The 21992-nt window shown below is 49.2% G+C and carries 15 protein-coding genes and 1 pseudogene; 2 read left to right on the top strand and 14 right to left on the bottom strand.

What is annotated here, in order from left to right; genetic code table 11:
* Positions 1 to 65: 65 nt before the first annotated feature.
* Both V3C10_05130 and V3C10_05125 read right to left on the bottom strand, forming a co-directional pair.
* Positions 66 to 3230: a transglycosylase domain-containing protein gene (locus tag V3C10_05130; GenBank protein ID WVP63203.1), complete on the bottom strand. Its 3165-nt coding sequence runs from the start codon at positions 3228 to 3230 to the stop codon at positions 66 to 68.
* A gap of 159 nt (positions 3231 to 3389) precedes the next feature.
* Complete coding sequence (locus tag V3C10_05125; GenBank protein ID WVP63202.1) at positions 3390 to 3959, bottom strand: DUF305 domain-containing protein; 570 nt, start codon at positions 3957 to 3959, stop codon at positions 3390 to 3392.
* Between the two features lie 258 nt (positions 3960 to 4217).
* On the opposite strand from V3C10_05125, the pseudogene V3C10_05120 reads away from it, so the two are divergent.
* Positions 4218 to 4487: pseudogene (locus tag V3C10_05120) on the top strand (helix-turn-helix transcriptional regulator).
* A gap of 186 nt (positions 4488 to 4673) precedes the next feature.
* On the opposite strand, the gene V3C10_05115 reads toward V3C10_05120, so the two are convergent.
* From V3C10_05115 to V3C10_05060, 12 genes are all read right to left on the bottom strand, one after another.
* Positions 4674 to 7484 (bottom strand): translation factor GTPase family protein, encoded by a 2811-nt coding sequence (locus V3C10_05115; protein ID WVP63201.1) that lies wholly within the window; start codon positions 7482 to 7484, stop codon positions 4674 to 4676.
* A gap of 87 nt (positions 7485 to 7571) precedes the next feature.
* Positions 7572 to 8474: an L-2-amino-thiazoline-4-carboxylic acid hydrolase gene (locus V3C10_05110; protein WVP63200.1), complete on the bottom strand. Its 903-nt coding sequence runs from the start codon at positions 8472 to 8474 to the stop codon at positions 7572 to 7574.
* Positions 8475 to 8535: 61 nt separating this feature from the next.
* Positions 8536 to 9723, bottom strand: coding sequence for a M20 family metallopeptidase (locus V3C10_05105; protein WVP63199.1), 1188 nt, complete (start codon positions 9721 to 9723; stop codon positions 8536 to 8538).
* Positions 9724 to 9797: 74 nt separating this feature from the next.
* Positions 9798 to 11090: an L-serine ammonia-lyase, iron-sulfur-dependent, subunit alpha gene (locus V3C10_05100; protein WVP63198.1), complete on the bottom strand. Its 1293-nt coding sequence runs from the start codon at positions 11088 to 11090 to the stop codon at positions 9798 to 9800.
* The gene (locus V3C10_05095; protein ID WVP63197.1) at positions 11087 to 11395 is read right to left on the bottom strand and encodes a 2Fe-2S iron-sulfur cluster-binding protein; all 309 of its coding nucleotides are present in this window, start codon (positions 11393 to 11395) and stop codon (positions 11087 to 11089) included. The genes V3C10_05100 and V3C10_05095 overlap by 4 nt, the downstream gene beginning before the upstream one ends.
* Positions 11396 to 13207, bottom strand: a complete 1812-nt coding sequence (locus tag V3C10_05090; protein WVP63196.1) for an FAD-binding protein — start codon at positions 13205 to 13207, stop codon at positions 11396 to 11398.
* Positions 13208 to 13265: 58 nt separating this feature from the next.
* Positions 13266 to 13958, bottom strand: coding sequence for an L-2-amino-thiazoline-4-carboxylic acid hydrolase (locus V3C10_05085; GenBank protein WVP63195.1), 693 nt, complete (start codon positions 13956 to 13958; stop codon positions 13266 to 13268).
* Positions 13959 to 14023: 65 nt separating this feature from the next.
* On the bottom strand, positions 14024 to 15409 hold the full coding sequence (locus V3C10_05080; protein ID WVP63194.1) for a Na+/H+ antiporter NhaC family protein: 1386 nt from the start codon (positions 15407 to 15409) through the stop codon (positions 14024 to 14026).
* A gap of 381 nt (positions 15410 to 15790) precedes the next feature.
* Complete coding sequence (locus tag V3C10_05075; protein WVP63193.1) at positions 15791 to 17806, bottom strand: sigma 54-interacting transcriptional regulator; 2016 nt, start codon at positions 17804 to 17806, stop codon at positions 15791 to 15793.
* A gap of 98 nt (positions 17807 to 17904) precedes the next feature.
* Positions 17905 to 18510, bottom strand: coding sequence for a glycine betaine ABC transporter substrate-binding protein (locus V3C10_05070; protein ID WVP63192.1), 606 nt, complete (start codon positions 18508 to 18510; stop codon positions 17905 to 17907).
* A gap of 430 nt (positions 18511 to 18940) precedes the next feature.
* The gene (locus tag V3C10_05065; GenBank protein ID WVP63191.1) at positions 18941 to 19819 is read right to left on the bottom strand and encodes a DUF1932 domain-containing protein; all 879 of its coding nucleotides are present in this window, start codon (positions 19817 to 19819) and stop codon (positions 18941 to 18943) included.
* A 90-nt stretch (positions 19820 to 19909) separates the two neighbouring features.
* Positions 19910 to 20611 (bottom strand): RraA family protein, encoded by a 702-nt coding sequence (locus V3C10_05060; protein ID WVP63190.1) that lies wholly within the window; start codon positions 20609 to 20611, stop codon positions 19910 to 19912.
* A gap of 287 nt (positions 20612 to 20898) precedes the next feature.
* Between V3C10_05060 and V3C10_05055 the strand changes: the two genes are divergently transcribed.
* Positions 20899 to 21855, top strand: coding sequence for a LysR family transcriptional regulator (locus V3C10_05055; GenBank protein WVP63189.1), 957 nt, complete (start codon positions 20899 to 20901; stop codon positions 21853 to 21855).
* Positions 21856 to 21992 lie beyond the last annotated feature (137 nt).

Here is a 21992-nt window from a genome sequence, read left to right as displayed (position 1 = left end):
TAGCACAGAAGAGCCTAAGTTTCAATTATTTACGGGGTTTTAAGGGATTTACAGAGGCAAAAAATTCACCTGTTTCCGCCTCCGTTCCAGGGATAATTTCTGCTCTGGGTGCTCTCTTGTGTTGGCCTCTGGGTCGGCTTCTGCCAGGATGGCGTGCTCTCCTGCGTCGGCTTTTGTGTCGGCTTCTGCCAGGACGGCGTACTTTCCTGCGTCGGTTTCTGTGTCGGTTTTTGCCAGGACGGCGTACTTTCCTGCGTCGGCCTGCTCTCCCAGGACGACGTGCTACCCTGAGTCGGGCGTGTCGCCTGGGTTGGCCATACATCCCAGGGCGGTTTGCTGCCCTGGGTCGGCCACACATCCCAGGAGGGTTTGCTCTCCTTTGTAGGACGTGTCGCCTGCGTCGGCCATACGTCCCAGGACGGCCTGCTCTCCCGGCCCGCCGTGGATTCCGATGCACCTCCCGACTCGCTCTGACCGTCGTCCTCACCGGTTCCGGGGGGCAGAATGATCGAACTCATGTCACCGTGCAGCGTGCATCTCGGCGGCAATGTGTACTGGGTATCATCCGTCGTTCCCTCGCCGAGGGGAACAACAAGAAATACGCCGGTTGCAATCTCAGGACAGAATTCGGTGGCAGACTGCCCGGATTCGGTACAGACTTCTGAAATCACATGCCGGTCGCAAAGCATGGTCGGCTGCGTCCCCTCTGCAAAATACTCGGTATACACGGCATTTCCCCTCGGATCGTTTGTGCAGACCCCGGGAATCGCCAGTTTACCGGATTTGCGGCAGATCTGCACCTTCACGATGCCCTCCGGTACCGTAAAACCCGGATCCTGCAGTCCCTCATGGACGCGGTCCATGATCTTTTTCCATATATCCTTATGGTAGGAGGTCCCTCCGCTCACGGCCTGGTTTCCATCATTTCCGCTCCAGATTCCCGCTGTGTACCAGGGTGTAAAACCGGTAAACCACAGATCCTTGCTGGCGGTCGTGGTTCCGCTTTTCCCGGCACATGTCATCCTGGACAGCCTGGCTCTCCCACCGGTGGGATTTACCGGGGAGGTTGCAAATTTCGGCCCGCCCGACATGGCCTCCCGCAAAGCGTCCGTCAGCAGGAAAGCGGTCTGCGGTTTCAGGACCTCATGTTTCTCCGGTTCATTTTCAATCAGGACTTTTCCGTCGTGATCCACAATTTTCGTAAAGAAAACGGGTTTTGTATACACGCCTCCCGCCGCGATAGCTGCATAGGCTCCCGTCAGCTCCAGATTCGACACGCCGGCCGTGATTCCGCCCAGGGCAGTGGATGCGTTGTAGTCTTTATCGGACATGGACGTGATTCCGAATTTCTCCGCATATTTTACTCCCAGTTCCGGGGAAATCGTCTCCATCATGCAGCGGACGGCGACGATATTCATGGAATAGACGATTCCTTCCCTGATGTTGGAATATCCCAAAAACCGGCTGTACCAGTTCCGGAATTGTTTCTTTCCGACGGAATAGGGCGCGTCATAATAGGTGGTTGCAAGCGTTGCTCCCATGCTGTCGAGGGCCGGTGCAAACGAGGAAATCACTTTAAACGTGGAGCCTGGCTGGCGGAGCGTATCCGACGCGCGGTTCAATGTCCTGCTGGCCGTTTTCTCCCCGCGTCCGCCGTTTATCGCTTTCACTTCACCGGTGCGCTGATCCATTAATACGAAAGAGACCTGCGGCTGGATGACCGCCTGCAGACGTTCCCCCGTTATCTCGTCTCCTTCTTTCACAACCGATGCTTTAAACCGGTCCACATCGGCCTGCACCTCCTCCGCGGTGTTGTACAGTCCGGTATAGTTGTCCTTCAGTTCATTTTTATGGTATGTCCTGATATCCTGATCCGAATAATTATCCGCGCTGCCGTCCGCATGACGGACGGAAAGACGGTAATCGGCCGACAGAAATGCTGTTTTGTAATTTTCCGGGTTATTAATTTCCTCGTCCACGATTGCCTGAATCGAAGGATCCTGGGTCGTATAAATCGAAAGGCCTCCTCCATAGAGCATCTTGCGGGCAATGGCCTCCGAATATCCGAGCCTGTCCATCAAAGCCTCCGTCACCTGATCGATCACTTCATCGGTAAAATAGCTGTACGGCGTAGCCGATGCCCTGGCCGTTACATCCACATTCTGAATCCGCGCGTACACATCGTCCGCCAGCGCCTCTTCTTTTTCCTCCTGGCTGATCAGTCCCTGCTCCTCCATCTTACCGAGAATAATCTTCCGGCGTTTCTCATTCTCCTCCGCGCCGGTAAGAGGATTCAGTTTGGACGGGTTCTTCGTAATTCCCGCTAAAACAGCGCACTCCGAAAGGGTCAGTTCCGACACGTCCTTATCAAAATATCTTCTGGCCGCCACCTTGACGCCCAGGGTGTTGGAGCCCAGGTTGATGGTATTCAGGTAGTTTGTCATGATGGTCTTCTTGTCCACCATCTTATTCAGCTTGACGGCCAGATACTGTTCCTGTATTTTCCGTTCCAGGCGTTCCTCAAAGGTTGATTCCATGCCCCCCTGGAACACCGCGTTTTTAATGAGCTGCTGGGTGATGGTGCTGCCTCCTCCGGCGGATGAATTGCCGGTAAGCACTCCTTTTACCGCCCTCATAATCGCCCGGATGTCGACTCCGCTGTTCTTCCAGAACCGCTCATCCTCAATGGCGATAAACGCATTGACGAGGTGAGCGGGAAATTCCTCATAGGCAGCCTCCTCCCGGTTCGTCCCCTCCATCACCAGTTTTTCCACCTCATTTCCCGCGCTGTCGTAGAGCATGGTGGCAAATCCCTCCGGACGGAGGCTCAGCGCCGTTATGTCGGGCGCCTTGTCGATAATGCGCTTCAGGAAATATCCTCCGGCCGCGGATACCGTAATCAGGCAAAGCAGGAATATGACGAGAATGGCTGTCCAGATTCTTTTCCTTCTTTTTTTCCGCTTTGCGTGGGATGTATCTTTATCTGCAGAGGCCCTTTTACGGCGGGTTTCTGAGCGGGTTCCTGAACCGGTTTCCGATTGTGAATGGGACCGCTTTTTCCCCCTCTTTTCAGGCCGGGTATTCGTCTGTGACGGTTCAGAGGCGCGGCTTTTGGCTGCTCCCTGTGACGCAGGCTCCGGGGCCGCGCCGCCAAAAGCCCTGTTGTCCGGTTTTTCATTTTTAGTTTCCTGGTTTTTATATTTATCTGAACTTTGTTTTCTGTAATCCATCACTGCCTCCAAACGGTCCGGCCTGTACAGCCGCTTTCGGTAAAAATCTCTTTTTGATCAGTATTCCCCTTTCTGCCCGTTTTAAGGCATAAAATTAGCCGGATATTGCTATCCGGCATAATTCTTTTCGATTGGCGCCTGTGACCTGTGCGCAAAACGTCAAAACCGTATTTCTTTGAGCATCTGCTGCATCTGAATAATACCTTTTTTCTGCGATACGGTGATTGCCTCAAGTATCGGCACTAATTCCGGACAGCCGGGATATCGCAGCATGTTTTCACACATCAGGACCGCTCCTTTGTGGTGCGGTATCATTTCCCTTATAAAGCACACGTTGATATTATTATCCACCACCGCCGATTTCATTTCCCGGAACATATTCTGCAGAATGCGTTCATTATCTCTCCGGTAACTTTGAAGCTCTGCCGGCTTATTAACTAACGTACAGCAGCAGGGATATACCTTTTTCATATTCTCTATGCTTTTTTTCTGTTCGGCTATGATATTCAGCGCCATATTTTGAAGTGAAATATAGGTTGTGTAACGCAGAAGATTTTCAGACATTTTAATCGCTGCCCGGTGATGCGGCATCATCTGTACAATAAAATTTCCCGATATGCTGCCAGCCTGAGGAGCAGACGTCATCTGCTCCATCATTTCATTCAGGATACTGTAATAGCAATCCAGATAGGCTTTCGTGTTTATACTTAAATCACTGTAACCTGCCATCTTTCTATCAATTCCTTTCGCTCCGCTCAGACGCAAAACGTTTTGGAGTCATTTTCAGTCTTTGCCTCTTAGTATCCTATGACCGGAAAAAGTATATTGTGAGTTGTCCTAATCCACAGTTGTAGATTTGTCACTTACCGGGGTATCGGCGCCTTCAAACCATGTTAAGAATAAGTGCGGAAGTTCAAGATATAATTGATAGACTTTCTTTTCCTCTGTCCCTATACTTATATCATACTTGATTTGGAGGTAAATTTAATGAACTTAGGAAGCAGTTTATTTAACACAAGGAAACGGTCCGGACTGTCCCAGGAGGAAGTGGCGGAAAAATTGGGAGTCAGCAGGCAGACCATTTCCAAATGGGAAACGGACGAGACGCTGCCCGACATCCGGCAGTCCAAGAGCCTGGCAATCCTGTATCATTTATCTTTGGACGAACTGATTGAATTTGACGCAGATTTGAAAGAGATCGAGCGGGTCATTGAAGACACCGGCGAAGAGATTCACAAAAAAGTGGACTGGACAAAGGCCTGGTTTTAAAAGATATCCCGGCTCACATCTGGAATTATAAAGGATAGATTTAGAACTGTTATAATAAAAACGCAGTTACGGCGCGTAAAACGGCCCCGGCATAAGACAGTTTTTGTCTTATACCGGGGCGTCTGTGTAAAATGGCGGAAACAGATTCTGCGTTAGCTGATTATGATAGAAAACTCAGTCGTTTTCCGTTATCCCTTCTTTCATCTTCTTCATCACTTCCTCGGAAATAAAGTCGGTCATATACTGCTTTTCTCCCGTCTTCTTCTCCTCAAAATCCTGGCGAATCTGCTCATTCATCCGGCCTATCTCCTCCTCAAATTCCCTGGCCGACATCAGACGGCATCCCTGGCCGCGTATGATAATCTGTTCCAGGCGGTCCGAGGTAGCCACCGTCACATGATATTTTCTGGCATTTTCATGGGCAAATTTCTCGATATACTGATCCGCCGTCTCGGCCTCTTTCGTATAAACGACATGGATGTTGTGGTAATCCAGGAATTCCGTGGCATGCCCCTGCACACGGTATGCATCGAAGACGGCGATCACCTGGCACTTTTTGGCGCCCTGGTAATTGCACAGGATGTCCAGAAGTTTTCCCCTGGCGCTGTCCATATTCCGGTCGGCCAGCTCCCGCAATTCCTCCCACGCAAATATGATATTATATCCGTCCACCAGCAGGTACTCTTCCCTGGTCTCCGCTTTTCCATGGGACCGTATTGCGGAAGTCCCGGCTGCCGAGGTTCCTGCTGGTGCTGATGCCCCGGGCGCCGGGGTCCCGCCGGATACTGTACTCACGGACGCCATGTCCCTGCCGTAGGCCGTACCGTACTGCGTCCGGTTTCCAGACGCATAGCCGGAATACCCGGACGAAGAACTGCCGCGGCCACCCCAGCGTCGCCTGGATGCACCGGATTTATCGCGTTTATTGGCATTATAAGTGCGGGCAAGGATCGCATCGATCTCATCTGTTCCTATCCACATTTCTTCCGTCTCCGTACCGGCTTTTTCCCTCTTTCCCGCTCTTTTTCCACCGGACTGCGGCTGTTCCCCATTGTTCTCCACAATTTCGGGGGGTAGGCAGCTTTCCAGATGCATATAATCCGCCACTTCATCCCAGTTTACAACGAATCCGGCTCCGTGGGCGCAGAATACGGAACCGGACGGGTTGTCCGTGTCGCCGTCCGCGTCGTAGCCGATGGCCTCAATCACTTCCTCTTCATTGTGACAGGGAGCGTATCCCTTAAGCGCACAGCTCAGGTGTCCCCGGCCGCCAGTATAGGCCGTCACCTCCTGCTGGTATCCGTCCATACAGGCCACCGGGGCATTTCCGGTGAGGACCGCATACTCTCCCTCCAGCGCCGGAGGTTCAAATGTTCCATGCATCCGTTCCACATCCGTCATCGCCCGGCCCAGCAATTTTTCAGGCACCTCCAGCCGGAAATCGTAAACCGGCTCCAGAAGTACCGAATCGGCCTGCATCAGTCCGTGGCGCACGGCCCGGTAAACCGCCTGCCTGAAATCCCCGCCCTCCGTGTGTTTCAGATGGGCGCGCCCCGACATCAGCGTAATCCTCATATCCGTTATCGGAGAACCGGTCAGCACTCCCTTATGCTCTTTTTCCTCCAGGTGGGTCAACACCAGTCTCTGCCAGTTCCGGTCCAGCACATCCTCACTGCAGGCCGCCGCAAAGGACAGGCCGCTTCCCGGTTCATCCGGTTCCATTAACAAATGGACCTCGGCGTAGTGGCGGAGCGGTTCAAAATGTCCCACTCCCTCCACCGTATTCTGAATCGTTTCCTTGTATACAATGCTTCGTCCGCCAAACTCAATCCGTACTCCAAACCGTTCGGCAATCAGGCTCTTTAAGATCTCCATCTGGATTTCCCCCATAATCTGGGCATGGATCTCTTTCTGTTCTTCCTGCCAGGTGATATGAAGCTCCGGCTCCTCCTCTTCGAGCTGTAAAAGTTTCGGGAGCATGACGGCGGCGTCCACCTCCTCCGGAAGCTGTATCCTGTATGTGAGGACAGGTTCCAGAATCGGCATGGCTGAAGCCGCTTCTATCCCGATTCCTCTTCCGGGCGAAGTTTTTGCAGGTCCCGTCACCGCACAGACCGTTCCGGCATCCGCCTCTTTTACCGCCTCAAATTTATCACCCGAATAGACGCGGATCTGATTGACTTTTTCCTCATCTATTAAATCTTTTACCTGCAGACGGCCTCCCGTAATCTTCATATAGGTCAGCCTGTTTCCCTGGTTATCCCTGGCAATTTTAAATACCTTGGCGCCAAACTGTGAGGAATATTCCGGCATAAGCATGTAATCTTCCATGCCTTTTAGAAATTCTTCTATTCCATCCAGCTTGAGCGCCGATCCGAAAAAGCACGGAAATACTTCCCGCGCCCGGATCATTTCTGCCACATCCGCCGGAGCTATCTGCCCGCTCTCCAGATACTGCTCAAGCGCCGTCTCGCTGCATGTGGCCAGATTTTCATAAAAGCTCTCCGTTCCCTGTTCACTGAAATCCGCAATGTTCCCGTCCAGCTTCTTGTTCAGTTCCAGGGAAATATCCTCTTTCCTTCCGTCCGCAAGGTCCATCTTGTTGACAAAAAGAAAAGTGGGAATCCCATATCTTGCAAGGAGCCGCCAGAGCGTCTGCGTGTGCCCCTGCACCCCCGCCGTGCCGCTGATTACCAGAATCGCGTAGTCCAGCACCTGTAGGGTTCGCTCCATCTCGGCCGAAAAATCCACATGCCCCGGGGTGTCTAAAAGTGTAACCTGCATCTCTCCCCACCGCAGCATGGCCTGTTTGGAAAATATGGTGATTCCCCTCTTCTTTTCCAGCTCATAGGTATCCAGAAAAGCGTCGCCTTTATCCACTCTTCCCAGCTTTCGGACGGCTCCGCCCGTGTACAGCATTGCTTCCGATAATGTAGTTTTTCCCGCATCCACATGAGCCAGAATGCCGACCGCCAGTTTCTTCATCTGCTTTACTCTCCCTGTCCGTTCCGTAATAAACTGTTTTTCTTCTTTTGACAGTTTATCACGGAACGGGCGGATTGTAAAACGCGATTATCCATTTTGTATTTCCATATTCAGTAAGACGGAAAATCGGTTGTAAAACTCTTTTTCAAACAGTTCCGTCACGTCTTTGCTATTATATTCTTTCCACAACTCATCATCACTCATAGCAGCAGACAAAGGACAGTTTTCTTTCAGGAATGTTTCACTCAGTTCCTGTCCCACATCACGACTTCCGGCTTTCATAAATCCGGCGTAAGCTTCTGCCGTATCATTCAGGCCTTTGGCTGCCGCTTCTCTTCCTGCTTCCCCCAGAACTTCGATTGCCTGCTGCACCAGATAATATCCGAGTTTGATGCACAGCATATTAAAACCGCTCCGATGCGTTCCCTCATCGTAGCTGAAATCAGCCGGAAACCGGTAGTCCGGATCAAATTCGGCAAACGCCTCTTTCCTCTCCTCCCGATTCATATTAGCCGGTCTTAAATATACCGCAAAACAGCAGTAGTCATCTCCCTCCTGTGTCAACGTTTTCGCCAAATCGATCTGAGCCTTTTTCGCATAACTTCCAAACATCGCATGGTGAAATTCTTCACAGTAAACGCGGCCAAGTTCCCGTTCCCCGGTATCTTTCCAAAGCTGGGCAATGGGACAAACCAGGGTGTCGGACAGTCTCTCCTGTGGATTTAACCGGATTTTTCTTCTTTTGAACCTGGGATCGCCGGGAAGATCGTAATAGGTGAACAAATTTTCCAGGTTGATTTTCAATCCGCAGCTCTCATGACGTAGCCTGAGTTTTTCCCCTCTGTCTCTTCCAAAGCGGCGAACGGCTTCACGTACGGCCGCTTCCCCCTCCACGGGATCCGCATCTGCCAAAGCTTTGGCAAGCTTGATATATAGAATGCTCCAACAATCCTGGAGATTACCGATTTGTTTTCCCATCTTTTCTTCCATTACATTTTCCTCCTGCAATGAGCCATTCTTTTTGTTTCAGCCCTCTTTTTAACCCCAATTTTTATTCCTGCCTTTTTAACGTATCCATAGCATATTGGCAAAGCACGGCAGCCCCATATCCTATCGCCTCATCGGGAAAAACATTGGCTCCGCTATGAAGCCCTATCCCTGTCTCCGGTTTCTGCTGATCGCGCGTTCCGATCAGGAACTGACCGCCCCTGTTTTTGCACTGCTCCAAAAGGCAGGAAAAATCATCTGAGCCCATGGATGGAACCGAAAGCCGTACAACCGAATTTTTTCCCAGTATTTTCTCAGAAGCAGCGGCAAAGCGATCCGACAGCTCCGGATCATTAATCAGAGGAGGCATTCCTCTTTCAAACTCTACGAGACAGCTTGCCCGCATGCTTTTACAGCAGCCGTCCGCCATGCGGGGAACAGCCGCCTTTAACCTGGCCCGAATCTCCGGATTGAGCGTACGCAGCGTTCCATATAACTCCGCGCATTCCGGAATGATGTTGGGCGCCGTCCCCGCGGCTATCTGTCCGAATGTTAGAACGGCGGACTCACATGGGCTGATTTCACGGCTGATTAGTGTCTGCATCTGTGTCAAAAGAACTCCCGCCGCTATGATTGGGTCAATGCAATCCTCCGGATGGGCCCCATGTCCCCCTTTCCCCTTTATTTCTATCCTTACCACATCACAGCCGGCATTATTAATGCCTGAGATAACCCCCGTCTTTCCAAGCGGAACGGATGGGCTGCAGTGAAGTCCGATCAACTGGTCGGCAGGATGTTTTTTCAGTACCCCGGCGGCAAGCATTTCCGCCGCTCCGTCACACGTCTCTTCCGCCGGCTGAAAAATGAGAAGGAGTGTCCCGCATAATCTGTCCTTTACTTCATTTAACACCCTGGCCGTCAAAAGCAGCGCTGCCGTGTGGACATCATGTCCACAGGCATGGGAGATACCGCTGCGTTCTGAGGCAAATGTGCTTTTCGTATTCTCTTCAATCGGTAATGCGTCAATATCTTCTCTGATTGCCAGTGTTTCTCCGGGAACCCTACCCAGGACTCTGGCAACAACTCCTGTTCTTAAGGAATACTCCAGTATCTCTACTCCGGCCTGCTGAAGATACCTGCGGATTGTTTCCGTGGTTTTCTCTTCCTGATGCCCCAGTTCAGGAAAACGGTGAAGCTCATGACGCAGCCTCACAATTTCTCCATAATATTGCTCCAATAACCGCCCTATCATTGTTCACGCTCCTTTCTTCCTCCCCTACCGGCCTCATATAAGGTGCATCTATACCGCCATTTACAGCAGCGAGATTAAAACCCGGTCATGATCTCGATTATTTTTTTATCCGTTTCATGCATCCCTTCGCGGCCCAGAATTCCAATATTGTGTATTGTGTTTTCGGCTCCGGCTCCTACAAGCCCCTCGCCTTCATAAAACTGCCGTCCATTTTGATACATTTCAAATCCGAAAATTCCTGCATCGACAGCCGTGGCAATCTTCGCCGCACAGCTTGATTTTGCCCCGTCACAAACAATGCCGCTTGTTATGGCGAGTGCATTTATCACCGTATGTTCTATAGCTGCCAGTTCTTTTGTCAGAAGAAAGGCAATCCCGGCTCCGGCTCCTACTCCCGCACTCACGGCTCCGCAATAGGCGGACAGCCGTCCGATGCCTGATTTTAAATGCAGCGTGATGAGATTTGAAACCACAAGCGCTCTGAGACATTCTTCTTCCTCCGCGCCCAGTTCTGCGGCATATTCAATAACCGGAATACTTACCGTAATTCCCTGATTACCGCTTCCGGAATTAATAACAACGGGAAGCTCACAGCCGTTCATCCTTGCATCAGAAGCGGCCGCCGCCCTGGCTCTGGCCCTTGTTCTGACTTCTTTTCCGCACGTTTCAATCAGCAGTTTTCCGATAGCCGCTCCGTAACGGCCGGACATCCCTTCCTCCGCAATGGCCTGATTGCAGCTAATCTGACGTCTCAGTACTTCCCTGACGTCATCCGCCGCTACGGAACAGGCAAAATCATAAATACCATTCACCGTAAGAAGAGAATAATCCCCCTGTCCCGCCGATTCTGCCAAGAGGTGGCTTGTCTCCCTGAGCGTCCCACCTGCTATGGTCTCACCGTCTTTTTCTGCAGAAATAATATTTGTATGTTCATCCACAATACGGACCTTTGCACTGTGGTTTTTCCGCCAAACCGTCACGGCAATATCCAGAATATGTTCTGTGTAAGAGGGATGCACGTCGATTACATCCTTTTCCAAAAATTTTTTAATTTCCCTTGTGCCTGAATCCGTCGCCAAAGAAAGAACCTCCAGTTTTCTATCCGCTTCTCCAACTATAATTCCGGCGGCGACGGCCGCCTCAATCCCTTTCTGTCCGCCGGTTCCAGGTATTACCGCACTTTTTACATTCTTTATAATATTCCCGCTTACCTCAATCAGGACTTTTTCAGGCATCCCTCCAAGAATCTCTCTCGCCTTTGCCGCGCAGTATGCGACGGCAATGGGCTCTGTGCAGCCCATCGCAGGAACCAGTTCGTGTTCCATAATTCTCAGATATGCACTGTACCGCAAATCATCTCTTCTCATCTCTGCACCACTAAGTCTTTCACTACCTTCGTACCGGCCGGCTCTATTACAACATCCTCGCCGGTAAGCACCGTATTACAGGCCAGGCATACTTTTCCATTTACTTTGACCGCACAGCGGCCGCAGATTCCCTGGCCGCAGACGCTGTGCATGTAAAAACTTAAAGTTCCGTCAAACTCGTTGCCGATATATTCCAGAAGTCCCATAACTGTCATTCTTTCCTCCGGCCGCACCTCCACATGGAATTCGTCATAATAAGCGCTCGCATCTGTTTCCGGATTAAAACGGTATACTTTTATATTCATCTACTTTTCCTCCATGTTTGCCATTCCAAGTTCTTCCTCCAAAATGAAGGTTTCATAGTCCACTTTTTCTGCCGGGCGGAGCGGTATTCTTGTTACAACCGGCTTTCTCGTGGTAAGAATATCCTGTCCCTCTTCCAGACGGCTCATGATTCTTACCTGCCATTTTTCATTGTCAATATACTCATAGTCCGTTCTCAGATGGAGGCCCCTGCTCTCTTTTCTCATACGGGCCATTTTTGCCGCCACTCTGGTACAGAGCAGTGTATTCTCCGTCTGCAGAAGTCTTAACAGTTCACGGTTATACAGTAAAGTCTTACTTGGCAGATATACCTCTTCCAGGGTCTGTTCTAATTTTTCAAATGTCTCTATTCCTTCCTTAAGATGTTCTTCATCACGCCAAAGTCCCAGGGCCGTATCCGAAGTGCTCTCCATTTCCCGTATTACACTGTTGATTCTTATCTCTCCGGTTCCCGATAATTTTCTGTCCAGTCCTTCCAATACGGCTTTGACCGATTCTTCTGAACTCTCCGTCTTTTCCTCAGTCAAAGCAGCCTCTCCGGCCACTTCACCGGCCTTATATCCCTGAACCAGCATTTCAGTCACAGCGTCTGCCACACGGTTGGCTCCAAACACCCCGCCGGCACATTCCCCTGCTGCCAGCAGTCCAGGTACACCGGTTCTCATATTTTCATCCACCAGAATACCTCCCACACTATATTCGCTGGATAATCCCACCTCGATTCTTCGTTTCTCTTTAATAATCCTCTTATATTCAAGAATATCATTTCCATGATATTTTCCTCTGGGATAAAAACCGTCAAAATGATCCATCAGCGCTTCAAACATCTTATCGATCTCCTCATCCGTAAACCGGTGGAAATCAAAATAAATTCCTCCATTGTCGGTTCCGCGCCCCTCCCTGATGGCCTTGCCATAGTAGTAAATATGTACCAGCTTGCACATTTCACTTGTTTTTTCCATTTCCCGGAGCTGTTCCGGTATTTCGATCTTTCTGCCGTCCCGATCCACCGGATCGTAATCAAAGGCATCACGGAAGGTACAGATGACCGGCAGGATCGACCCCCGCATCTCATTGGGTTCTACCGCGGTGATGAGAAACAGCATAAACTCCATATCCGCCAGAGCCGCTCCCGCTCTGTAGGCCATGGCATGACCGTCCCCGGTCATATCGGAGTTTGTATTTTTCAAAGAATAGGGCTGATATCCCCCCGTTCCTAAGACTACTTCTTTTGCTTCAAACTGAATCAGACAGCCGCGGTAGAGATCCAGGCCGACGGCGCCTGTTACACGTTCCTTATTTTTCAGCAGTTCGATGATTGCCACGTCCTCATACATGTGAACCGAGCCGGTCTTTTCGAGACCCTTTAACAGGGAAGTTCCCATTCCTCTTCCCGTAACATCCCAGTTTCCGGGACGGTAAAATTTAAACCTCTGGCCTGCCTCCTCTCCCCACTGTTTTACTTTGTACACAATTTCCGGACTTTCTTCTACAAACTGCTCAACCATATTCTGGTCGCTCAGATTAAAGCCGTCATTACAGATGGAACGGAACAAATCTTCTTTCGTGAAACCCGGATCTGCCTCGGCAATTTTAAATTTGTGGTAAGCGCTGGCTCCATCCATTCCATAGGAACCTCCTATCATAATCGTATTTCCGCTGTTTCCGATCTTCCCTTTTGATACAAGTGTAACGTCCGCTCCTTTGCCGGCGGCGGCGACGGCCGCAGTACAGGCCGCCCCTCCTCCTCCGATCACAAGCACATCCGTATTTATTTTTGTCTTTACATTCATAATTCTTCTCCCCTTTAATTTGGCAAGATTTTCATTTTGCCATGCTCATAATTATTCCTCAGATAAGGTTAAAATCCTGATCCTGATATGAAAGAAGAACGGCCGCCATCTCCTCCCCATATGTTCTACCAAATTCCTCCAATACGCTTCGTGAGATCCGCTCTCCCTGCTCTCCAAGGATAGCTGTTACAATTTCCCGGAACGTCTTATAGCAATGTCCGCAATGATAATCAAATGTTTTCTGGTATTCCGTACGTTTGTTAAACACCTGGCCTTCCCTAAAATCCGCTCCTCTTGATATCTGCAGACAATAGCCGCTTTCATGCATACTCTGAGGGACCTCGTATGTAAGTAATGGATTAAATCCCCTGACAATCGATTGATCTACGTGCCTGCAGTAAAGCGTTCCGCATTTCTTTAGTCCCATTTCTTTAAACTGCGCGGCCCAGGGGCACATATAAACCTTCTCAATATGATCCGGAGACCAGGCCGTCGTCTCTCCCGCATTCGCGCAGCCTTCCCGTTTGACCGTCTCGGTATTTTTCCATTCCCCATACTCGCGGTATGTGGTAAAATTCAATCCTTTTCCGTCTCTCACCGCCCTTTGGGCCATTCGCGAACCACGCTGTTCCGCATAGCGTTGTGTACTCATAACAAATATGGCTTCTCCCCTGTCGGGACACTCCTGCATCAGCCGTTCATAAAACCTGCCCACCAGCCATGCGTGATGTTTTTCTGTAAATTCTTTCATTCTTCTTTTTCTCCTGTGCACCTGTCATTGCAGTCCGCCGGGGGACCGTTCCACGAATCAAACTTTCAGGCTGCTGCTTCATCAAGTTCCGGATAGAAATCGACATCTCCGCTCTCTTCCTCCGGCATTTTGTATAAATTCATACTGATCGTGACAAGCATGGATACCGCCAGCAGCATACAGTAAAAATTGGTCTTAATCACTGCCAGAGGAGAAGAAATACCTCCATAACTCATTGCCAGAAGTACTGCTGTTCCTATTGGTGAAATTCCCGGTATAACACAGGCAAATACATCTAAAATTGATGCAAAGCGCTTATTACAGATATTATATTTTCTGGCAATCGGTTTCAGGACCGGGGTACAAATCAGGATACAGACCGTATTGTTTCCGATAAAGAAATCAATGACGCTAATAATCAATCCCATCAGGTACTGCGCCGTCTTACGGCTTTTAATTTTAGCATTGGCAAGATTGGTAAGACATCTGATTCCTCCCCGATCTTCCACAAGTCCCATAATGCCTTTTACAAGAATGCCTATCATGGCCGTTTCCAACATTCCGAATGACCCGGCAGCAATCGCCTGTGTAAACGTGATTAAGGTCAGGCTCCCCGACATGATTCCAATGACGCCTGCCAGGATTGTCCCGCACATTAGCACGACGATTATATCAAGTCCTGCCATTGCAAGTACAAGAACCGCCAGATACGGAATGACTTTACTCAGTTCATATGTGTAGGATGCATCCACATTTCCGGTACTCTTTGTCATTACGGCATAAAGCACCATCGTAGCAATTGCCGCCGGAAGAGCAATTTTAAAGTTCATCCGGAATTTGTCTTTCATCGCACATCCGGCCCCTCTTGTCGCAACGATGGTAGTGTCGGAAATGAACGACAGATTATCACCAAACATGGAACCGCCAAGTACAGCCGAAAGGGTAAATGCCATATCAATGCCCGCACTCTCTGCCAGACCGACGGCGATTGGCCCGATAGCTGCTACGGTGCCCATGCAGGTTCCCATAGCTGTCGATATCACCGCTGAAATCAAAAACAGGCCCGCAACAAGAAACTGATGGGGAATCAGCGCCAGGCCCAGGCTTGCCGTTGCATCCACGGCACCCATGGCCTTGGCTGTGGAGGAAAATGCCCCGGACATCAGGAGCACCAGAGTCATGACCATGATCCCCGGGCTCGCGGCCGCTTCAGCAAACCGGTTTACCTTATCCCCTAGTTTCCTCTTACCCATCAGCAGGGCGATTACGACACCTAAAAGTAAGGCAAAGTTTCTTGGAACCTGCTTAAACGGATCCGGTGTTCCCATAATTGTAAAAAGAATTCCGCTTCCCATATACACTACAAGAAAAACAACCAACGGCGTAAATGATAAAAATCCAATGTCTTTGTCCTGAACTGCGTTTTGATTTTGTTTATTACGTTTCTCCATACTTCCTCCTTAAATTTGTATTTTTTATACAACCTCTCCCGTAAAACATCCTGAACCTTGCCATCCCGGATCTGGCCCCCCTTTACCAGCCTGTCATAATCGGCATCCTTTTGCTTACACTTCTATATAAAGCAAATACTGTGCCAATTTTTATCTCTGTACGGGCCGCCTCTGCAATGTCTAATCTTAATTTTTCTTTTTTCCTTTATACCGAGCCTGATATTGCTTCCCTTATTTGAAGTATTTTCCAGACAGTACTGTCAAATTATTATCTTATCCGAATGAGCAAGCTGGAATTTCAGGATGTTTTTTCGCCCTTCTTTATTAAAAAAATGGTTTAATTGGACATATAACCAATTAAACCATTTTAATTAAGCCAATTTATATTTTTCCGCTGCCCTTCATAATGGAATGAATCCCTTTTTGAGTAATCTGAGTACCACCACGCCCTTTATGAATCGATACATACTCCTTCTCTTGCAGCCGTTCCAGATAAACCCGGATTTCCGCCTCGGTGAGCGGAATCCCTTTCATCTGCAGATTATCCGCCAGTTTTTTTCGCCCTGTCTTTTCTCCCTTAAGCCTGAGCCCATATAATTCAGTCAGTATCTCACTTTCTACTGACATCTCAGAATGAGCCTGAAGCCGGACCGCCGGTTTTTCACTCAGCATATATTCCGGAAAATCCTCGACTCGGATTGTATCATGTTCGACTATCGAAAGATAGGAAATGCAGTTTTGAAATTCCCTGACATTACCCGGCCAGGAATAATTAAGCATAAATTTCATAGCATCTTCATGTATGTTTTTCCTGATATGGTTCTTTCTGAAAAACCATGGGAGCATGTCATAAATATCATTTGCTCGGTTCCTGAGAGGAACCGTCTGTAAAATCAGTGTATTCAGACGGTAATACAAATCCAGCCGAAACCGTTTTTCTTTCACAAAAGATAAAAGATCCTGATTGGTGGCCGATATAATCCGCACGTCTACGGGGATTACCTGGCTGCCACCCACACGGACCACTTCCTGTTCCTGAAGAACCCTGAGAATCTTTGCCTGAAGATTCAGGGAGACATCTCCGATCTCATCCATAAAAAGTGTGCCGCCGCTGGCCATTTCAAATATACCTGGCTTTCCTTTTCTGCTTGCTCCGGTGAACGCGCCCTCATGGTAACCGAATAATTCACTTTCCAAAAGAGAGTCTGTGAGAGAAGCACAATTAAAGGCAATGAACGGTTCCTCTTTCCTTCCCGATGCCTGATGAATAGCCTGGGCGAGCAGTTCTTTTCCGGTGCCGCTCTCTCCCTGGATCAAGATCGGGAAATCTGTTTCAGCAAACTTTCTCGCCTTTTCCTTCATTCTTCTCATTGCTTCGCTGGAACCGATGATATCATCGAAATTATATTTTAACTCCGCTTTTCTGACTCTTTCACTGCCATAGCGCGCATAGAGATTCCTCATCTCCTCAAAACTTTTCAAAATCAGAGCACTGCTCCCCTCCATCTTATCTGAAAAAAAGTTCCAGGTCATCAGGTATTTTTTACCATTAATCATGACCGGCGCATTGGACAAATGCGCTTTCACCCGTCCCTTTGGTATTCCCGTTTCCGGTATCAAATCGCAGATATCACGATGGATCAGATAGATATACGGCTCGTTGAAGAGTTCCTGCGCTGCGGAATTCAGAAGGCTTACCTTCTTCTCATCATCCAGAATCAGAACAGCCTCACTGAATCCCTCCACAAACTGCTGCTCGCTGAATCCAAAATCGTGGCCGTACCTGGTCAGTTCCGTAATTCCACGGTTAATCGAAATGACCTTTCGGCCATACGTAAATATTTTTTCGATAGCCACCGGGTTTAGACAATCGAGCCGGCTGAAAACTTCTATCAGAGTTAATGGATCCAGGCACCGTTCGCCAATATCAATCACCCGCTCTATATGTCTGGGAATAATCGGGAATTCGTTCGGTGTAATCGCCAGCTTTATGTCGGAATAGTTTTCCGTACATCCAGGATAATAAGGAAACAGTTCAATGTTTTTCATATCCAGAGCATACAAAAGCGCCACCGTTTCGAGAGCCAGTTCCTGTGTGTTGTTTATTACAATCGCCTTCTTCTCTCCGGAAGCCGCTTTCAGTCTGTCATACATACTTCTCTGGATCGTCAGGTGGAGTACGATAATCTCTGTATCGCTCATCAGCATCGGAGCCACCTGTTTGGCCATCTCCTCACTGATTGCAATGACAAGATCACAGCGGATGCGGCAGGCGCTTTCCTGATTAATCAGCATCATGCCGATATCCGCATATTCGCCTAACAGTTCCTCTAATTGCTCCTTGATGTATTCAGATACCCGCCTTCTGGTGCAGGCAATGATTACCTTTTTCTTCATCTGCCTTACTCCCCCTGTCCGTTCCGTAATAAACTGTTTTTCTTCTTTTGACAGTTTATCACGGAACGGGCGGATTGTAAAACGCGGTGATGCAGGTTTTATTTTCCACCCAGGAATTTATTGTCCTTCAGAAATCGCCAGGCCGCCTCCTGCGCCCCTATTCCCATCACATCGACCTGATGTATCATCTCCGCCATTGCCCTATCACTGATTTTGCCCTCCAGCTTTCCCAGTATTTCTTTCAGTTCCGGATAACGTTCCAGTACCTCCCGGCGCACAAAATTACATGCCGCTCCGGTTTGATTAAATTTGTATCCCAGCGGTTTTGATAGATCGATATGATGCTCCGACATCATACGTGAAACTGCCGACTTATAGCCACTCTCCGTCCCCTTATTCTCCTGATCTGCAAATTCTGCCAAAAAAGAGGAAAACACAGCCTCCATATCTCCCCCAAACATATCAATACGGCCTTCCTTAAGCGCATCAAAACAGCCGGATATCCCGTCCAGCCCAAAAGACGTCTTCACCTCAATATCGGTATTTGACTCAATCAGCTCTTTATAAATATTTCCGAGAATAACAGTCTCTGTATCATTGCGCGCCCCCACGGTAACTGCTTTCTTCTCCGTCCCACGGCAGGCATCAAATGTAAATGCGAGCAGCGTTTCTGCCGTTGTACAAAACAGACGTTCCAATCCCATACCCTTCCACATGTCCTTGAACTACACCGGGCTAAATTACACCATTTTCTTTTTTGGACTTATATTGTAGCACCGTGCGTCTAAAAAGAGTGTAAGCGTATTATATTTGGGATAAAGATTTCATTAAGATTGTCAGATTTCAAAAATACACAGATTCTTATAGTCATACTGCTTCTAATAAACTGTGGAGCGCTCGGCGCGTGAGGGCGCATCCTGCCCGGACAATTTTTCACATCATAGGAATTTCCTATGCTATAAAAAATAGTAATTATTGGATGGCTATAAAATCCTTTTTCCAGCCGGAAAGACCGATGAAATCAGCTTTGGCAGCAAAAAAGAGAGTCCAATAAACGGACTCCCTTTTTCAGGAACTCACGGCAAAATGCCCCGATCCGGTAATTTGTGAGGGGAAATCACCGAATCATCTGTCTTATTTTCCTTCTTTCATCACCTGGATAATCTCTTTCCATCCGTCCGGCTTTTTCTCCACATAGCGCGCCGCAAAGTCGTACACTTCCATATCTTCCATCCTCTTCTTGGCCGCCTCGGTCATCGCTGGGCTGAATCCGCACTCCTCCAGCATGGCAACGGAACCTTTCAGTTCTGCCGCACGGCGGTGGCAGTGGATTGCCGTTCCAGTGACCAGCCTGTCCAGGTGGGACGTGAACGGAATATTGTCCATGGATTTGGAGATTGAAGAAATCACCTCATCCGATACATCGTAGGCGTCGGCCGCCTGGAGCATTTCGATCATCAGGGAAGCGATTCCCTTCATATAAATACTTCTTACCAGCTTGATCGCCGACGCGGCTCCCGCTTTCTCCCCTGCGGTCGTAATTTTCATTCCCAGAGGGCTCATGAGCTCTTTAAACAGTTCGGCGCCGTTTCCGCTGGCTGTGATGGGAACCTGGTGTTTGTCCTTGGGAAGGGAACCGAGCATGGCGGCATCTACAAATTTCACCCCCGTATCCTTGACGGCGTCCCAAATCTTTTCTTTTACGGAAGGAGTGGACGCGCTGACATCGGCATAGATTTTCCCTTCGCCGAGCACGCCCTCAATCTCTTCGCAGACATCCATTGCAAAAGAGGACGGAACCGCGCCGAATATCACATCGGCCTCGGCGGCAACCTCTTTTGCCGTATCATAAAGTGTCACATCGGCCTCGGCGGCACGGCCCGTCACCATCTTGCCCATCACCGGATCTTTTGCCATCTTGTCAAATGCAATAATTCCTGTCACGCCTTCCCCTTTAAGTCCCAGGGAGATATTATAAGCGGCTTCGCCAAAGCCTATAAATCCAATTTTCATCTTTGTATTCTCCATTCCGCCGACCTTTTGGCGGCATAAGTTGATTCAAATTATTAATGATACTCCATTGTTATTGAAACCATATGTACTTTACGGCTCATAAATCCCGTCGATTATCTCAAATTCCTTTTCTTCCAGGGATTTCTTCACCCAGTCGCGTTTCGATGTCCCGTTTTTCGCCGCAGCCAGTTTTATCTCATCCGCTGCCTGGAATTTTTTAGCATCCTCTAAAATCTGAGGAGCGTCTTTTCTTGGAATGACGATGATCCCATCCGGATCAGCCAGGATGATGTCTCCCGGATTGACGCTGATTTCACCGCAGGCAATCGGTACATTGACCTCGCCAGGTCCCTCCTTGTAGGGGCCTCCCGGAGTCGTTCCCGTCGCATATACTGGGAAATCCCACTGGCCAATCTCATCGATATCACGGATCGGACCGTCCAGAATAATTCCGGCTGCTTTTTTCGTATGGTAAAGCAGGGCCATCATAATCTCTCCCATCAGCGCCCTGGTATTGTCTCCCTCATTGGATACCACCAGCACGTCGCCTTCCTGCGTCATATCGATGGCGGCATGGAGCGCCAGATTATCTCCGCTTCTCGCTTTGACCGTCAGCGCCGGGCCTACCATCATCTGGGACCTTGGGCTGCTCACAAGACGGATTCTGGGATTCATCGCACAGCTTCTCCCCATCACGTCCGCCACATTGGAAGCCGGAATCTCTTTAAACTGCATCATTACATCGTGATCCGGCATCTGTCTTTTCAAATAAATTCGTTTACCAACTGCCATTTTCTGCACCATACCTTTCTTTGTGTTATCTGAAATTTTGTGTTATCCGAAATTTTCCGCATAAACTCTGCTGTCTGAACCGTGTCGTTTTCCGCTCCTCATCCTCCGCGTTACTGCCGGTGGAATTGGTTCTTTTCTGTATAGATGGATCATAGCACAGCAGAGTGCACAATTTCAAACAAGGTTTTTTTATGTTTTTAACAAATTATTGTTGTTATCCTTTTAAATTTTTTGTTCTGTGTTATACTGAAAGAAATAAACGGATTTGAAGAAAAGGAGAGGGAACAATGAACCTGATAAGCCTCTACTATTTTACGGAACTGGCCCGGGAACTTCATATGACGAATACAGCCCAGAAGCTCTATATCTCGCAGCAGAACCTGAGCCAGCACATCCAGCGGCTGGAACAGTATTACGGGGTGGAACTTTTTTACCGTAAGCCGAAGCTGGCCCTGACCTACGCGGGTGAGCAGCTCCTTCAGGCGGCAGGCCGGATACTGGCCGAGGAAAATGATCTGAAAAACCGTCTGAGCGATATTTCCCAATTGGGAGCAGGGCACTTAAAGCTCGGGATTCCATCCTACCGCGGGGAGATCTGCCTGCCGTCCATCCTGCCGCGTTTCCACGAACTGTGGCCCCACGTATCAATCCAGCTGGTGGACGCCTCCTCGGAAGTCATGGAACAGATGGTGTTTGAAGGCGAACTGGATCTCTATATCGGTATCAAGTATACAGAGGATATGCGGCTTGAGATTCTTCCCCTTCTGGACGACAACCTGTTTCTCGTCGCCTCCGACTCCCTGATGGAAAAATATCTCGGTGAGGAATACGGAAACGTCAAGCGTGAATCCACAGCAGGCGCGAAGCTGAGCGCATTTAGGGAGTTCCCTTTCCTGCTGCCAAAACCTCCGATGCGTCTTCGCAAGATGATCGATCAGTGTTTCCTGGATGCCGGTTTTGCACCCAGGGTTTTTCTGGAATCCAGTACCACGGAACTTCTGATCTCCCTCTTTCCCCGCGACTATGGCGTCTTTTTCTGTACGCAGATGCGTCTTCCTCTCCTGAACGAGAAAGCGCCGGGAGCCAACACCTTTCCCCTGGCCCTGAACGGTGAACCCGTGAGGCACCGCCTGGTGCTCGCCTACCACAGGGAACGTTTTCTTCCCCAGTATATGAAAGACTTTATCTCCATCACTCAGGACGTCTTCGCCGATCTGGCCGCCGTCCGGCTGGAAAAAAGCTGACTTAGCGAGCGCCTGCACGGAGTGCTTTTTATTTCATAGGAGCACTTTCCTATGAAAAATCCTCCTGTGGCGAAAACCACGGGAGGATTTTTAAAGGGGCGCGGGCCGGACATAATGGCAATTATTGTCCGGCCCGC

The organism is [Clostridium] symbiosum, assembly GCA_036419695.1.
GTDB lineage: Bacteria > Bacillota > Clostridia > Lachnospirales > Lachnospiraceae > Otoolea > Otoolea symbiosa_A.
Note: the sequence above shows the minus strand (reverse complement) of the source record. Positions and strands in the feature narration are given on the sequence as shown.

Excerpts from the sequence above, each read along its gene's own strand:
- V3C10_05130 (WVP63203.1), bottom strand. The coding sequence starts at position 3,230 with ATGGATTACAGAAAACAAAGTTCAGATAAATATAAAAACCAGGAAACT.
- V3C10_05125 (WVP63202.1), bottom strand. The coding sequence starts at position 3,959 with ATGGCAGGTTACAGTGATTTAAGTATAAACACGAAAGCCTATCTGGAT.
- V3C10_05115 (WVP63201.1), bottom strand. The coding sequence starts at position 7,484 with ATGAAGAAACTGGCGGTCGGCATTCTGGCTCATGTGGATGCGGGAAAA.
- V3C10_05110 (WVP63200.1), bottom strand. The coding sequence starts at position 8,474 with ATGGAAGAAAAGATGGGAAAACAAATCGGTAATCTCCAGGATTGTTGG.
- V3C10_05105 (WVP63199.1), bottom strand. The coding sequence starts at position 9,723 with ATGATAGGGCGGTTATTGGAGCAATATTATGGAGAAATTGTGAGGCTG.
- V3C10_05100 (WVP63198.1), bottom strand. The coding sequence starts at position 11,090 with ATGAGAAGAGATGATTTGCGGTACAGTGCATATCTGAGAATTATGGAA.
- V3C10_05095 (WVP63197.1), bottom strand. The coding sequence starts at position 11,395 with ATGAATATAAAAGTATACCGTTTTAATCCGGAAACAGATGCGAGCGCT.
- V3C10_05090 (WVP63196.1), bottom strand. The coding sequence starts at position 13,207 with ATGAATGTAAAGACAAAAATAAATACGGATGTGCTTGTGATCGGAGGA.
- V3C10_05085 (WVP63195.1), bottom strand. The coding sequence starts at position 13,958 with ATGAAAGAATTTACAGAAAAACATCACGCATGGCTGGTGGGCAGGTTT.
- V3C10_05080 (WVP63194.1), bottom strand. The coding sequence starts at position 15,409 with ATGGAGAAACGTAATAAACAAAATCAAAACGCAGTTCAGGACAAAGAC.
- V3C10_05075 (WVP63193.1), bottom strand. The coding sequence starts at position 17,806 with ATGAAGAAAAAGGTAATCATTGCCTGCACCAGAAGGCGGGTATCTGAA.
- V3C10_05070 (WVP63192.1), bottom strand. The coding sequence starts at position 18,510 with ATGGGATTGGAACGTCTGTTTTGTACAACGGCAGAAACGCTGCTCGCA.
- V3C10_05065 (WVP63191.1), bottom strand. The coding sequence starts at position 19,819 with ATGAAAATTGGATTTATAGGCTTTGGCGAAGCCGCTTATAATATCTCC.
- V3C10_05060 (WVP63190.1), bottom strand. The coding sequence starts at position 20,611 with ATGGCAGTTGGTAAACGAATTTATTTGAAAAGACAGATGCCGGATCAC.
- V3C10_05055 (WVP63189.1), top strand. The coding sequence starts at position 20,899 with ATGAACCTGATAAGCCTCTACTATTTTACGGAACTGGCCCGGGAACTT.